This is a genomic window from Microbacterium testaceum StLB037, from assembly GCF_008763945.1.
Lineage (GTDB): Bacteria > Actinomycetota > Actinomycetes > Actinomycetales > Microbacteriaceae > Microbacterium > Microbacterium testaceum_G.
Map to the genome: position 1 here is coordinate 130,048 of NZ_VTQH01000002.1, position 13,978 is coordinate 144,025.

The window sequence follows — 13,978 nt, forward strand, 5'->3', positions numbered from 1 at the left end:
GAAGACGGCTGAAAGACCGCATGCAGGAAAGCCGATAATGCACATTATGTCAGTTTGAGTCGCGCCGGGTGTCCTGCGAGCTCGTCGACGCGCGGCGGGTCAGCGGCGCCGAAGCGGCACCGCGAAGACGCCCGATTCGGCACGGCGCTCCCGTGCGCGACGCGGCCCGGCCACGTAGCGTCGAAGACGACGAAAGGCGGAAACCGGAATGACCAGCACCATCACCATCGACCTCGCTGGCAAGACAGCGGCCGTGACCGGATCGACGCAGGGAATCGGCCTGGCGATCGCCCGACGCCTCCGCGACGCCGGCGCCGACGTCGTCGTCAACGGGCGCAACCCCGACCGGGTCGAGCGCGTCGCCGCCGAGCTCGGCGAAGGCGCCCGCGGCATTGCCGCCGACGTCACCACGGCGGAGGGCGCTGCGCAGCTGATCGAGGCCGCCGGCGACGTCGACATCCTCGTCAACAACCTCGGCATCTTCGGCTCCACCCCGGCGCTCGAGATCGACGACGAGCAATGGACTCGCTTCCTCGACACCAACGTCGTGTCCGCGGCCCGGCTCATCCGCCTCACGCTCCCCGCGATGATGCAGCGCGGCTGGGGCCGGGTGCTGAACATCGCGAGCGACTCCGCCGTCGTCATCCCCGAGGAGATGATCCATTACGGCGCCTCGAAGAGCGCCCTACTCGCCGTGTCCCGCGGTTTCGCGAAGGCGGCGGCGGGAACGGGCGTCACGGTCAACTCCGTCATCGCCGGGCCCACGCACACCGAGGGCGTCGAGGACTTCGTCTACGAAATGGTCGACAAGGACCTCCCCTGGGACGACGCGCAGCGCGAGTTCATGAAGACCGCTCGTCCGCAGTCCCTCATCCAACGGCTCATCGAGCCGGAGGAGATCGCGAACATGGTCACCTACCTCGCCTCTCCCCTGGCTTCGGCGACCACCGGCGGTGCCCTGCGCGTCGACGGCGGGTACGTCGACAGCATCCTGCCCTGACGGAAGGGCCGCGAGATGGGTCCCTCCCGCGTGCACATCCTGGGCGCGAGCGGCAGCGGAACCACCACGCTGGGTCACGCGCTGGCCGCGCGCTGGGCGGTTCCGCACGCCGACGCCGACGACTACTTCTGGATGCCGACCACTCCCCCGTTCTCCCGGAAACGAGACGAGACGCGCAGGGTGGCGCTCATGCGCGAGATCTTCGCCGCGCGCCCCGCGTGGGTGCTCTCGGGGTCGATGCTCGGATGGGGAGAGTCGATCGTCGCCGAGTGCGATGCGATCGTCTTCCTCGCGCTGGATCCCTCCGAGAGGCTCCGCCGGCTCGAGGCCCGCGAGACCATACGACGCGGCGGCCTGTCCCCCGACGACGAAGCCTGGCGCGCGTTCCGGACGTGGGCCGAGGGCTACGACGATCCCGCCTTCGACGGTCGCAATCGCGCCGAGCACGACCGGTGGCTGGCCACGATCGGCAAGCCCGTCCTGCGCCTCGACAGTCGGTCGGCGGTGAGCGAAATGGTGGATGACGTGTGCTCGTGGGAGCCCGCGGCGACGCCGTCCTAGAGGTCGGTCTCGTCGACGTCGACGAGCCACCCCCTGCGCACGCGCCGACGCTGTTCGGCGGGCTCGGGCCCGTCGAGGTCGTCGTCCGAGACCACCTCGCCCGACTCCGGCCGCTCCCCCGGGACCGTGTCGCTGGGCACCAGCTCGACCGCCCCCGGCACGGGCTCCGACACGAGCACCCATCGCGAGGGGCGCGTTCCGATCAAGAACCCGTTCCCGAGGTCTCGGCCCGAGAACGGCCAGGGCTCCCCTTCGGCCGGCATCTCGGCATCCGCAGGCGCACCGTGCCCGGGGCGCCGAAGGTCGAACCGGTCGATGCTCTCCTGCACGACGATGCGCACGTTCGTGACCCGTCCCCGCACGCGATCGTCGGTAGGGCCTTCGGGATGCCGCGCCTCGAAGGCGTCGACCGTCGCGGACAGCTCGGCGCCGAGGCTTCGGACGAATCCTGCGGACGGCGTCCATCGATCGATCACGAAGTCGACGTCATCGCCGACGCTGAACGGATCACCGCAACACGCCCACTCCGTCGCATCCAGCCAGACCCGCGTCATGCCTCCCACGCTAACCGAGGCGTGCGCGCAGCGGTTCAGTCGCGCCGCACCCACCCCGACGTCATCCCCAGCACCCGTGACCCGTCGAGATCGGCCAGCGACAGGCCGGCGAAGCGGGTTGCGGCATCCGAGGTCTGCCACCGGAAACGCGGCGCGGACGTCGTGGCGGCTTCGACGATGGTCTTCGCGGCATCCTCCGCCGACTGCGCCGAGGCGAACGAGGTCGCCGCGCGGTCCAGGTACGCCTGCTGCAGCTCGGCGTAGGGCCCCGGAGCCGCCCGGTGCACCGAGTCGACGAACGACGACGCGACGGCGGCGGGCTCGACGATCGACACGTCGATGCCGAAGGGCGCGACGACCGGGGCGAGCGACTGCATGAGACCCTCCACCGCGAATTTGGCGGCGCAGTACGCGTCGGAGAACGGCTGGCCCACCGCTCCCCCGACGCTGGTGACCGCGACGATGCGTCCACTCCCCCGCTCGCGCATGCCGGGGAGGACGAGACGGGTCAGGCGCGCGACCGAGAGGTAGTTCGTCTCGAGCTGCTCCTGCAGGTCGTCGTCGCTCATCTGCTCGAGAGTGCCCACGGCGCCGCGCCCGGCGTTGTTGACGAGGATGTCCACGGGTCCCGCGGCTTCGATCAGGGCGCGTGCGGCCTCGGCATCCGTCACGTCCAAGGCCCGGATGTCGAGCTCGACACCCGCTCCGGATGCCGCGGAGCGCAGGGCGTCTGCGCGTTCGGTGTCGCGGACCGTGGCGATGACCGTCACCCCCTGCTGTGCGAGCTGGATGGCGGTGTGCAGGCCTATGCCGCTGGTGGTGCCGGTGACGATCGCGAGAGTCATGTGCTCAGTCTGCTCCTCGAACCCATGGGCGCGGTGTGCGGGGGTTGTCCAGGCAGCGCTGCCAGGGTGGCGATGTGACAGTGGACGTGGGGGCGCCGGCCGCCGAGCGGGGTGTGAGCGCGGGGCGCCGCCGGACAGCGGTCGTGGCGAGCCTGGCGTACCTGGTGTTCGCGGGGGTGATCCTCGTGGTCATGCCCATTTCGGTGGACAGTACGGGCGGGCGCGAGGTGGTCGTCGGGCCGTGGACGGGCGGCGTGCTTGTCGCTGCGTGCCTCATGGCATCCACGGTGACGCTGAGCGTGATCGTCTTCGCCGTGCCCGCGCGCAGGTGGTGGTGGGTGCTGCTCGGGCCGCTCCGGGCGATCGTCGCGGCGGCGGCAGTGGTGGCCGCTGTCGGCTTCACTCTCACGGACGAGTCGGTGACCCCCATCGTGGCGAACGGATGCGAAACCGGTTACGTCGTGACCGAGCGCAGCTTTCTCTTCCTCGCCGCGGGCGAGGTGCGCCGCGTGGACGGGGTGATCGGCACATCCGTCGGCCGCACATCGGTCGATGACGGGCACAAGCCGTTCCAACAGCAGTCCTACCTCGCCGTGACCGACGGCGACACGCTGCGGGTCTGGAACACCTTCGACAACGTGCAGGAGCGCCTCAGCACCTCGACCGAACCGGCTTTCGTCCTCCCTCGGCTGGTCTCTGAAACCGAGTGCGGCGTCGCCGGCGGCGTGGTGGCCGCTCCCCCGTCCCCATCCCCTCCCCCGGTCGCCACGGTCGACGAGGGCCCCGCGCCAGCCCCCGCATCCGACTCGCGCGACGAGATCGCACGCATGGTGCAGCTGACCATCGACGCGGCAGGGACGCCGATGACGGATGCCGAGGGGGTGCCGGTGACCGCGCCCGCGGCATCCGACCTGCCGTGTGACGGAACGACCAGCCACGATATGACCGTCCGCACAGACGACAACGCCGCCTCCTACGCGGCGATCCTCGATGCGTGGAGCGCCGAGGGCTACGCGAAGGACCGCGCCATGCAGGAAGACCTGCGGGACAACGGGGTCGTCCGTCTATCGGCCCGCGATCGCTCGAGCATCGACGGACTGCTGCACTTCTCGCTGACGGCGGACTGCCGCGCACCCTGATGAGAGCCGATGCCGTCACTTCAGGGGCGCGGCTGTTCGCGACTCACTGCGCGGGCAGACACCCACCGTCGAGGATGTAGCCGCCGACCTCGACCGACACGGACGTTCCGGCCACCTCACCGAAGAGGCAGCCGCCCTTCGGCCCGGCGACGGCGAAGAGCACCGTCCGTGCTTCCGCACGAACCTGGGGCGAGAGCGCTCCGGCCTCGACCAGCAGCGCGGCGACCTCGTCCGCAGACAGCTGCGTCTCGGCCGCGGCCGCCCGGAGGACGGCGACGATGTCAGGCGAGGCCTCCTCGGCAGCCGCGCGCGCCTCGTCGTCGATGCCCATCCGGTCGCGGTATCGCTCGTTCGCCGCCATCGCGGCATCCGGATCGTAGGGAGCGCACTCGGGTGGCAGTTTCACGCCCTCCATCGTCGGGCACGCGTACGACGCGGACACGCTCGGCGTCGGCGTCGGCTCGGCGGCCCCCGTCGTGTTCGACGCGCACCCCGTGACGGCGGCGAGCGACAGAGCGACGGTGAGAGCGAAAGCAGATCTCTTCATGTGTTCCCCCCGCGCACAGTCTCACAGAGGGCGTATCCCGCGGGGGGAATCCGAGATCAGCTGGGACTGCCGAGATCGGCCGTGGTCCGCGTTGCCGGGCACCTCACGGACCAGCATCGCCTCGACCGACCTCAGCCGCGTGGGGCGAGCTCCACCCAGCCGCCGCCGAACTTCGCCTGACGGTTGTCGCCTGAGGAGGTTCCGGTGAGTCGACGCCGCACCCACGGGGCGACGTGCTCGCGGTAGTAGGCGGTGCCCTTCAGGCGCTGGGTCTCTGGAATCTCACGCAGATGCCACCACTCGGCGGGCGGTGTGAGCCCGACCGACTCGATCACCCGTGCGGCCACGCGATGGTGGCCGCGCGCGTTCATGTGCAGGCGGTCGACCGACCAGAACTCTCCGCCCGCGAGCTCGCGATCGAACCAGTTGTAGGCCGTGATGACGTCGGGTCGGGCCTCGAGGCGCTTCTCGACCGCGTGCGACAGGCGGTCGCCGCGCGCTTCGATGACCTTGCCGAGCGGCAGCCCCGCCGACGGGTTCGCGCCCGAGAGCACGATGAGCTGCACCCCCTCTTCGTCGCAGCGGCGCAGAACGTGGTCGAAGAGGTCGACGATGCGATCGATTCCCGTGCGCGGGCGCAGCATGTCGTTGCCGCCGCCGTTGAACGACAGGTGGGTCGGCTTGAGCGCGAGCGCCGGCTCGAGTTGCTGCGCGACGATCGGCTCGATGAGTTTGCCGCGGATCGCGAGGTTCGCGTACGCGATCGGCTCGCCCGCGGCATCCGCCCATCCCTGCGCGGCCAGATCGGCCCACCCTCGGACGGTTCCGTCGGGCAGCTCATCGCCGACGCCTTCGGTGAACGAGTCGCCGATCGCGACGTAGCGGACGGATGCCATGGCACGAGCCTACGCGGGAGCGCAGCCCGGGCCGTCGCCCGCCACACACACGCGTTCGGGGCGCATCCCGTCCTCCGGGCGGAGAATTCACGCCCCACCGGCGAAACCCGCCTCGAAGCCGGAGACGGGCCTAGGCCAGTGCCCGCCCGCGCTGCTCGCGCAGGAAGAGCGCCGCCCCCACGGCGACGGCGAAGAACGCGGCGAACACGACGAACAGCAGCGGCGCTCCCCCGAGGCCGAGCAGCGGCGGCACGGCGAGCGGCGCCAGGATCGACGCGATCCGCCCGACCCCCGCGGCCCACCCGGCGCCCGTCGCGCGCAGCGCGGTGGGATAGGTCTCGGGCGTCGCGGCGTACAGCGCGCCCCACGCGCCGAGGTTGAAGAACGACAGCGCCATGCCCGCCGCGATCACGGCGACCTCACCGGATGCCGTACCGAAGAGCACCGCGGCGACCGCAGAACCGGCGAGGAATGTCGCGAGCGTCGCACGCCGCCCCCACGCCTCGATGAGCCACGCGGCCACGGCGTACCCGGGTAGCTGTGCGAGCGTGATGATGAGCGTGAATCCGAACGAGCGCACGAGGTCGTAGCCCTGGGCGACGAGGATCGTGGGGATCCAGATGAACGCCCCGTAGTAGGAGAAGTTCACGCAGAACCACAGCACCCACAGGGCCGCCGTACGAGCCCGCAGTGCCGGCGCCCACAGTGCGCCCACGCGCGGACGAGGAGCGGGAGCGGATGCCGTGACCCCCTCGGTCGACGCCTCGAGAGCGATGCGACCGGCCGCGGCCTCCAGGTCGCGCACGATGACGACCGCCTCGGCGTTGCGCCCGCGCGAGGCGAGCCATCGCGGCGACTCGGGCAGACCCCACCGCACGATCAGCGCGTACACCGCGGGGATCGCGCCGAGGGCGAACGCCCAGCGCCAGCCGTCGGCCGACGAGGGCACCACGAGGTAGCCGATGAGCGCGGCGGCCGTCCAGCCGACGGCCCAGAACGCCTCGAGGAGGACGATGAGGCGCCCCCGCATGCGAGCGGGTGCGAACTCGCTCACGTAGGTCGAGGCGACCGGCAGCTCCGCCCCGAGCCCCAGGCCCACGACGAAGCGCAGGACCAGGAGTGCGGCGAGGCCGCCCACCAGGGCGCTCGCCCCGGTGGCCACGCCGTACACCAGCAGCGTCAGTGCGAAGACGTGACGGCGTCCGAACCGGTCGGCCAGCAGCCCGCCCACGCTCGCCCCGATCGCCATGCCGGCGAAGCCGACCGAGGCGATCCACGAGGCTTGCGTCGGTGCCAGCTGCCACTGCGCGCTGAGGGCCGCGATGACGAACGAGATGAGGCCCACGTCCATGGCATCCAGGGCCCAGCCCAGGCCCGACCCGCCCAGGATCCGCCCGTGACGACGGGTGAACGGCAGCGCGTCGAGGCGTTCGGACACCCGGATGGTGTCGGTGGTCGTGGTCACCGGATGCCGGGAGCGTCGACCGAGGCGGGCGTCTCGGCGAGCATCTCCTCGACGAGGGGCCGCACCTTGGTGCCGTACAGCTCGATGCTCGATAGGAGCCGGTCGTGCGAGATCGATCCGCTCGCGATCTTCATCTGGAAGCGAGAGTTGCCCAGCGCTCGCACGGTCGCGGCGATCTTGCGCGCGACGGTCTCGGGCGAGCCGACGTACATCGAGCCCTCGGGGCTCACGTCGTGCTGAAAGCGCATGCGGTTGTACTCGGGCCAGCCGCGCTCGCGACCGATCGTGTTGTTGAGCTCGGCGACGCCCTCGAACGCCTCGTCCCACGCCTGCTCGTCGGTTTCAGCCACGTGGCCGGGAGAGTGCACCGAGATGGGCATCTGCGGCTTGCCGAGCTCGGCCAGCGAGCGGCGATACAGGTCGGCGTAGGGGCGGAAGCGCGCCGCCGACCCGCCGATGATCGCGAGGACCAGGCCGTAGCCGTAGCGCGCGGTGCGGACCACCGACTCGGGAGAACCGCCGACGCCGACCCACGCGGTCAGCCCGGTCTCGGTCTTCGGGTACACATCGGCATCCTGGAGCGACGCGCGCGTGCGGCCCGACCAGGTGACGGGCTTCTCGGTCAGCAGGTGCGAGAACAGCTCGAGCTTCTCCTCGAAGAGCTGCTCGTAGTCGGCGAGGTCGTAGCCGAAGAGGGGGAAGGACTCGATGAACGACCCCCGCCCGAGGATGACCTCGGCGCGGCCGTTCGAGATGGCATCCAGCGTCGCGAAGCGCTCGTACACACGAACGGGGTCGTCGCTCGAGAGCACGGTCACCGCGGTGCCGAGGTGGATCTCCTTCGTGCGGGCGGCCGCAGCGGCCAGCACGATCTCGGGGCTCGTGACCGCGAAGTCCTTACGGTGGTGCTCCCCCACGCCGAAGAACGACAGGCCGACCTCGTCGGCCAGGACCGCCTGATCCACGACGTTGCGGATGGTCTGCGCGTCGGACAGCAGCGACCCGTCTGGGGCGCGAGAGATGTCTCCGAAGGTGTCGAGGCCGAACTCGAGGGAACGGGCGTCCATGGGGTCTCCTTGCATTCGGATGAATGAACTTTACGCGACCGCGGGGTATTCCCCCGCATCGCCGAGGGGCGCCGCCGCAGCGACGCCCCTCGGGAGGATCATGCGGATGCCAGGGCCGCACGCAGCGTGTCGAGACCGACGCCGCCGATGTCGAGGGCGCGGGTGTGGAACTGCTTCATCGAGAAGTCGGCGCCGCGGCGCTCCTGCTCCTCGTCGCGCACCTGCTCCCAGATGCGCTGGCCGACCTTGTACGACGGAGCCTGCCCCGGCCACCCGAGGTAGCGGTTGACCTCGAAGCGCACGAACTCCTCGCTCATGTTGACGTTCTTCAGCATGAACGCGAGGGCGTAGTCGTGGTCCCACGTGCCGGTGCCGTCCAGGCGCGGCTTCTGCAGGTGCACGCCGATGTCGAGCACCACGCGGGCGGCGCGCATGCGCTGGCCGTCCAGCATGCCGAGGCGGTCGGCGGGGTCGTCGAGGTAGCCGAGCTGCTCCATCAAGCGCTCGGCGTACAGCGCCCAGCCCTCGGCGTGGCCGCTCGTGCCGGCGAGCAGACGTCGCCACGAGTTGAGCTCGCCGCGGTTGTGCACGGCCTGGGCGATCTGCAGGTGGTGACCGGGAACGCCCTCGTGATACACCGTCGTCAGCTCGCGCCAGGTGTCGAACGTGTCGACGCCCTCGGGCACCGACCACCACATGCGTCCCGGCCGCGAGAAGTCGTCGGTCGGGCCGGTGTAATAGATCCCGCCCTCGTTGGTGGGGGCGATCATGCACTCGAGGTGGCGGATGGGCTCGGCGATGTCGAAGTGCGTGCGGCCCAGCTCTTCGACGGCCTTGTCGCTCGTGCGCTGCATCCACTCCTGCAGTGCCGTGGTTCCGCGCAGCTTGCGCGACTCGTCCTTCTCGAGGAACGCCACGGCCTCTTCGACGCTCGCGCCGGGGAGGATCTCGTTCGCGATGGCCTCCTGCTCGGCGACCATGCGCGCGAGCTCTTCGACGCCCCAGTCGTAGGTCTCGTCGAGGTCGATCTCGGCGCCCAGGAAGTGCCGCGAGTGCAGCGCATACATTTCGCGCCCGACCGCATCGGTTTCACCCGCGGCGGGAGCCAGCTCCGACGACAGGAACGTCGCGAGCGCGTCGTACGCGACGCGCGCGGCGTTGGAGTGCGTGGAGAGATCTCGAGCGAGGGATGCCGGCAGCTGGCCCTCCTCGGGAGCGGCGTCGCCGACGAACTCGGCGAAGAACCCCGTGTCGTAGGTGTACCGCGCGATCTGGATGACGACCTCGGTGACCTGACGGCGGGCCGGGACGATGCCCTCGCTGATGCCGTGGCGGAGGGTGGCGATGTAACCGTCGATCGCCGCGGGCAGAGCCTTGAGCCGCTGGGAGATCGTCGACCAGTCGTCGGTGGTCGCCGTCGGCATGAGGTCGAAGGTCGAGCGGATGTCCTGCGCGGGCGATGCGATGACGTTCAGGTCGCGCAGGTGCGTCTTCGCTTCGTGCTGCTCGATCATGAGGTCGAGCTCGCGGCCCAGGTCCATCTTCGTGACGGTGTCGATGGCGTCGACCGGCTCGGCTGCGTCGAGGGCCGCCTTGGTCGCGCGCGCGTCGGCGATGAGCGCCTCGGCGCCCTCGGGGCTGTAGTCGCCGAAACGCCCGTTGTGCTCGAAGCGTCCGATGTAGGTCGCGAGCGTCGGCTCACGCTGGGCCAGGGTGTCGACCCACACGTCCGCGATCGTGTCGATCGACGTGGGGGTGCGTTGTGCGTCTGTCATTCTCCGAGCCTAGGGAAGCGGTCGCGGGTGCGCACACCCCGGTTCGTCCCGGATGCCGGCGCTACGCGCCACGACGCGCACGAGCACGACGCGCGATCGAAGGTTCCGGATGCCGCGCCGTCGGCCTCAGTGCCCCGCCTCGTCCCAGTCGCCGCCGCGTCCGATCTGCACGTCGAGCGGAACCGACAGGTCGGCGGCGTCGGCCATGCGCGCGCGGACGATCTGTTCCACGGCATCCCACTCCCCCGCCGCCACCTCGACGACGAGCTCGTCGTGGATCTGCAGCAGCACGCGCGAGCTGAGCCCTGCCTCGGCGAGCTCGCGCTGGATGCGGAACAGAGCGACCTTCATGATGTCGGCGGCGCTGCCCTGGATGGGCGCGTTCAAGGCGGCCCGCTCGGCGTTCTCGCGGAGCACGCGGTTCATGCTCGTGAGGTCGGGGAACGGGCGGCGCCGGCCGAAGATCGTCTCGGTGTAGCCGTCTTGACGGGCCTGCTCGACCGAGCCGCGCAGGTAGTCGCGCACCGCACCGAAGCGGGCGAAGTACTCGAGCATGAGCTTCTTGGCCTCGGACTGCTCGATGCGCAGCTGCTTCGACAGCCCGAATGCCGACAGGCCGTAGACGAGGCCGTACGACATCGCCTTGACCTTCGTGCGCATGGCGGGGGTGACGTCGGCGGGCTCGACGCCGAAAACGCGGGCGCCGACGAAGCGGTGCAGGTCTTCGCCGGAGTTGAAGGCCTCGATGAGCCCCGGGTCGCCCGACAGGTGGGCCATGATGCGCATCTCGATCTGCGAGTAGTCCGCGGTGAGAAGGGTCTCGTAGCCCTCGCCCACGACGAACGCCGCGCGGATGCGGCGGCTCTCCTCGGTGCGGATCGGGATGTTCTGCAGGTTCGGGTCGGTGCTCGACAGGCGCCCCGTCTGGCTGCCGGTCTGCACGTACGTGGTGTGGATGCGGCCATCGGGCCCGGTCGCGGTGTCGAGCGCGTCGATGATCTGCTTCAGCTTCGTCGCCTCGCGGTGGCGCAGCAGCAGGTCGAGGAAGGGGTGCGGCGCGCTCTCTTGCAGGTCGGCGAGGGCCGCGGCATCCGTGGTGTATCCGCTCTTCGTCTTGCGGGTCTTCGGCAGCTGCAGCTCGTCGAACAGCACCTCTTGCAACTGCTTGGGCGAGCCGAGGTTCACCTCGTGACCGATCGCGGCGTAGGCGTCGCGCGCGAGGGCGTCGGCGCGGGATCCGAGCTCGGCCGAGAAACCCGACAGCTTCTCGTGCGAGACGGCGACGCCCGCGAGCTCCATGTCGGCAAGCGCCGTGAGCGTGGGCAGCTCGATATCGTCGAGCACCTCGGCGACGCGACCGGGAAGCTCGGCCCGCTGGGCCTCCGCCACGCGCCGCGTGAACCACGACAGCTGGCCAGGGGTCGCGCCCTCGGTCTCGGGGACGAGCTGGGTGGGGTCGGCGACGGGGAGCTTCTCGTCGAGCACGCGCTCCACGAGGTCGCCGAGCGTCTTGTCGGGGAAGCTCGGGCGCACGAGCCACCCGGCCAGCACGACGTCGAAGGCGAGCCCGCCGACGGTCAGGCCCCGCCGCGCGAGCGCCTTGATCTGCGGCTTCGCATCGGCGAACACCTTGGGGGCATCGGATGCCAGCCACGACGCGAGCGCCTCGCCCACGGCATCCGTCCACTCGGCCTCGACCGCCGCGTCGGCGGAGGCGAGACCGACGGACGTGGGCTGCGAGCCCTCGAGCGTGACGGTCACCCCGACCGAGCCTTCGGCCGCCTCGGCCCAGGATGCCAGGGCGTCGGCGTCGAGACGCGTGGGCGTCGGGGCGGTCGCGGTGGGCCGCTGCTCCTCCACCTCGCCGGCGTCGCCGCCGAGGGCGTCGAACACGCGCGGGAGCAGCGTGCGGAACTCGAGGCGGGCGAAGATGTCGCGCACCGCCTGGGCGTCGAGGGGGTGCATCTTCAGGTCGCCGGGGCCGACGGGCAGCTCGACGTCGCGGAGCAGGCGGTTGAGGGTGCGGTTGCGGCGTACGCCGTCGAGGTGCTCGCGGAGGTTGTTGCCGACGACGCCGGTGACCTTGTCGGCGTTCTCGAGCAGGGCGTCGAGCGAGCCCCACTGCGTCAGCCACTTCACCGCGGTCTTCTCGCCCACCTTGGGCACCCCGGGCAGGTTGTCGCTGGTCTCGCCCACGAGGGCGGCGATGTCGGGGTACTGCTCGGGTGGCAGGCCGTACTTCTCTATGACCGCCGCGGTGTCGTAGCGCTTGAGCTGCGACACGCCCTGCACATTGGGGTACAGCAGCGTGACGTCGTCGGTGACGAGCTGGATCGTGTCGCGGTCGCCCGAGCACACGAGCACCTCGAAGCCCTGCTCCGCCCCCTGCGTGGCCAGGGTGGCGAGGATGTCGTCGGCCTCGAAGTCCTCTTTCTTCAGCACGGGTACACCCATGGCCTCGAGGCAGTCCTGAAGGAGCGGGATCTGCCCCTTGAACTCGGCCGGCGACTCGCTGCGGTTCGCCTTGTACTCGGCGTACTCGCGCGTGCGGAACGACTGCCGCGAGGTGTCGAAGGCGACGGCGAGGTGCGTGGGCTTCTCGGCCTTGACGAGGTTCACGAACATCGACAGGAAGCCGTAGATGCCGTTGGTGTGCTGGCCGTCCTTCGTCGAGAAGTTGTCGACCGGCAGGGCGTAGAACGCCCGGTACGCCAGCGAATGGCCGTCGACGACGAGGAGAGTAGGCTTTTCGGCATCCGTCACCCCTCCAGCGTAACGAGAACCACGGACACTCCCCCGGCCCCGGCCCGATCGAAGGCGATGATGAGCTCCACGACCCCCGACACGACCTCCGGCCTCGACTGGGCGAAGCAGCGCGGAATGGGCGCCCTCGCCGAGAAGATGGGCATCGAGTGGGTCGAGTTCTCGGTCGAGCGCAGCGTCGCGACCATGCCGGTCGAGGGCAACACGCAACCGGTCGGCCTGATGCACGGCGGGGCCTACGTCGTGCTCGGCGAGTCGCTCGGATCGATGGCGGCCAACCTCTACGCCGGCTCCGGCAAGCTCGCGGTCGGCATCGACATCAACGCCACGCACACGCGCTCCGCCACCTCGGGGATCGTCACGGGCGTCTGCACGCCCGTGCACCTCGGCCGCTCGCTGACCGTGCACGAGATCGCCGTGTCCGATGAGCAGGGTCGCCGCTGCTCGACCATTCGCATCACGAACATGATCAAGGACGCCCCCGCGCGCTGAGCGCCCCTGACGCTCGCGACAGAAACGAGAAATGGATGCCACTGACGTGGCATCCATCTCGCGAAGAGTCTCGCTCAGCCCTTCTTGGGGGCCAGCTGCTCGATGATCGCCTTGGCGACGTCCTGCATGGTGAGGCGGCGGTCCATCGACGCCTTCTGGATCCAGCGGAAGGCCTCGGGCTCGGACAGGCCCATCTTCTCGTTGAGCAGGCCCTTGGCGCGGTCGACGAGCTTGCGCGTCTCGAACCGCTCGACCATGTCGGCGACCTCGGCTTCGAGCGTGATGATCTGCTCGTAGCGGGCCAGGGCGATCTCGATCGCGGGCAGCAGGTCGTTCGGGGTGAAGGGCTTGACGACGTAGGCCAGGGCGCCGGCCTCGCTGGCGCGCTCGACGAGCTCCTTCTGGCTGAAGGCGGTGAGCAGCACCACGGGGGCGATGTGGTTCTTGCTGAGCTTTTCGGCGGCGCTGATGCCGTCGAGCTGCGGCATCTTGACGTCCATGATCACGAGATCGGGACGCAGCTCGGTGGCCAGCTGCACGGCGGTCTCGCCGTCGCCGGCCTCGCCCACGACGTCGAAGCCGTTGTCGCGGAGGATCTCGACGATGTCGAGGCGGATGAGCGACTCGTCTTCCGCGACGACGACGCGTCGGGGGGCGGCCGGAGCGCTGGCCGGAACGGCTTCTTGATCAGTCACGGAACCATCCTAAGTCTGCGGGGGCTCGAAGCCCCGGATCGCAGCCCCCATCGCTCGGGTGCTGTTACGGGTACCGGTGGTGGGACTCGAACCCACACGTCTTTCGACAGAGCATTTTGAGTGCCCCGCGTCTGCCATTCCGCCACACCGGCAGGTGTTACGTTCCCAACCTACCGGCG

The 13,978-nt window shown here is 70.2% G+C and carries 13 protein-coding genes and 1 tRNA gene; 4 read left to right on the forward strand and 10 right to left on the reverse strand.

From position 1 onward, the window contains the following. Positions 1–220 precede the first annotated feature (220 nt). Together F9B98_RS09270 and F9B98_RS09275 are read left to right on the forward strand one after the other, a co-directional pair. A complete protein-coding gene (locus F9B98_RS09270; RefSeq protein WP_150957767.1) occupies positions 221–1,000 on the forward strand; it encodes an SDR family NAD(P)-dependent oxidoreductase in 780 nt (259 codons plus the stop codon). A 15-nt stretch (positions 1,001–1,015) separates the two neighbouring features. Next, a complete protein-coding gene (locus F9B98_RS09275; RefSeq protein WP_150956368.1) occupies positions 1,016–1,561 on the forward strand; it encodes a hypothetical protein in 546 nt (181 codons plus the stop codon). Here F9B98_RS09275 and F9B98_RS09280 read toward each other — a convergent pair. After that, entirely contained in the window at positions 1,558–2,115 is a 558-nt protein-coding gene (locus F9B98_RS09280; protein ID WP_150956371.1) for a DUF6578 domain-containing protein, read from the reverse strand. The genes F9B98_RS09275 and F9B98_RS09280 overlap by 4 nt on opposite strands. A 35-nt stretch (positions 2,116–2,150) precedes the next feature. Continuing rightward, a complete protein-coding gene (locus F9B98_RS09285) occupies positions 2,151–2,960 on the reverse strand; it encodes an SDR family oxidoreductase (RefSeq protein ID WP_150956374.1) in 810 nt (269 codons plus the stop codon). Between the two features lie 74 nt (positions 2,961–3,034). Between F9B98_RS09285 and F9B98_RS09290 the strand changes: the two genes are divergently transcribed. Continuing rightward, positions 3,035–4,099 carry a hypothetical protein gene (locus F9B98_RS09290; RefSeq protein WP_150956377.1) on the forward strand — a complete coding sequence of 355 codons (1,065 nt, stop codon included), beginning with the start codon at positions 3,035–3,037 and terminating at the stop codon, positions 4,097–4,099. 43 nt (positions 4,100–4,142) lie between these two features. Here F9B98_RS09290 and F9B98_RS09295 read toward each other — a convergent pair whose 3' ends face one another. From F9B98_RS09295 to polA, 6 genes are all read right to left on the reverse strand, one after another. Further along, entirely contained in the window at positions 4,143–4,646 is a 504-nt protein-coding gene (locus F9B98_RS09295) for a hypothetical protein (protein WP_150956380.1), read from the reverse strand. Between the two features lie 131 nt (positions 4,647–4,777). Continuing rightward, positions 4,778–5,542 (reverse strand): SGNH/GDSL hydrolase family protein, encoded by a 765-nt coding sequence (locus F9B98_RS09300; protein WP_150956383.1) that lies wholly within the window; start codon positions 5,540–5,542, stop codon positions 4,778–4,780. A gap of 130 nt (positions 5,543–5,672) precedes the next feature. Next, positions 5,673–7,007, reverse strand: a complete 1,335-nt coding sequence (locus tag F9B98_RS09305) for an MFS transporter (RefSeq protein WP_150956386.1) — start codon at positions 7,005–7,007, stop codon at positions 5,673–5,675. Next, a complete protein-coding gene (locus tag F9B98_RS09310; protein WP_150956389.1) occupies positions 7,004–8,074 on the reverse strand; it encodes an LLM class flavin-dependent oxidoreductase in 1,071 nt (356 codons plus the stop codon). Before F9B98_RS09310 ends, F9B98_RS09305 begins: the two co-directional genes overlap by 4 nt. A 98-nt stretch (positions 8,075–8,172) precedes the next feature. After that, positions 8,173–9,849, reverse strand: coding sequence for a DUF885 domain-containing protein (locus F9B98_RS09315; protein ID WP_150956392.1), 1,677 nt, complete (start codon positions 9,847–9,849; stop codon positions 8,173–8,175). Between the two features lie 126 nt (positions 9,850–9,975). Continuing rightward, positions 9,976–12,612 (reverse strand): DNA polymerase I, encoded by a 2,637-nt coding sequence (gene polA, locus F9B98_RS09320; protein ID WP_150956395.1) that lies wholly within the window; start codon positions 12,610–12,612, stop codon positions 9,976–9,978. A gap of 60 nt (positions 12,613–12,672) precedes the next feature. Here polA and F9B98_RS09325 point away from each other — a divergent pair, with 60 nt between their 5' ends. Continuing rightward, positions 12,673–13,104 (forward strand): hotdog fold thioesterase, encoded by a 432-nt coding sequence (locus F9B98_RS09325; protein ID WP_150956398.1) that lies wholly within the window; start codon positions 12,673–12,675, stop codon positions 13,102–13,104. Positions 13,105–13,178: 74 nt separating this feature from the next. Here F9B98_RS09325 and F9B98_RS09330 read toward each other — a convergent pair whose 3' ends face one another. Further along, the gene (locus F9B98_RS09330) at positions 13,179–13,799 is read right to left on the reverse strand and encodes an ANTAR domain-containing response regulator (RefSeq protein ID WP_056231849.1); all 621 of its coding nucleotides are present in this window, start codon (positions 13,797–13,799) and stop codon (positions 13,179–13,181) included. 71 nt (positions 13,800–13,870) lie between these two features. Next, a tRNA-Leu gene (locus tag F9B98_RS09335) sits at positions 13,871–13,951 on the reverse strand. Positions 13,952–13,978: the final 27 nt, after the last annotated feature.

Excerpts from the sequence above, each read along its gene's own strand:
- F9B98_RS09315 (WP_150956392.1), bottom strand. The coding sequence starts at position 9,849 with ATGACAGACGCACAACGCACCCCCACGTCGATCGACACGATCGCGGAC.
- F9B98_RS09280 (WP_150956371.1), bottom strand. The coding sequence starts at position 2,115 with ATGACGCGGGTCTGGCTGGATGCGACGGAGTGGGCGTGTTGCGGTGAT.
- F9B98_RS09295 (WP_150956380.1), bottom strand. The coding sequence starts at position 4,646 with ATGAAGAGATCTGCTTTCGCTCTCACCGTCGCTCTGTCGCTCGCCGCC.
- F9B98_RS09310 (WP_150956389.1), bottom strand. The coding sequence starts at position 8,074 with ATGGACGCCCGTTCCCTCGAGTTCGGCCTCGACACCTTCGGAGACATC.
- F9B98_RS09300 (WP_150956383.1), bottom strand. The coding sequence starts at position 5,542 with ATGGCATCCGTCCGCTACGTCGCGATCGGCGACTCGTTCACCGAAGGC.
- F9B98_RS09285 (WP_150956374.1), bottom strand. The coding sequence starts at position 2,960 with ATGACTCTCGCGATCGTCACCGGCACCACCAGCGGCATAGGCCTGCAC.
- F9B98_RS09325 (WP_150956398.1), top strand. The coding sequence starts at position 12,673 with ATGAGCTCCACGACCCCCGACACGACCTCCGGCCTCGACTGGGCGAAG.
- F9B98_RS09275 (WP_150956368.1), top strand. The coding sequence starts at position 1,016 with ATGGGTCCCTCCCGCGTGCACATCCTGGGCGCGAGCGGCAGCGGAACC.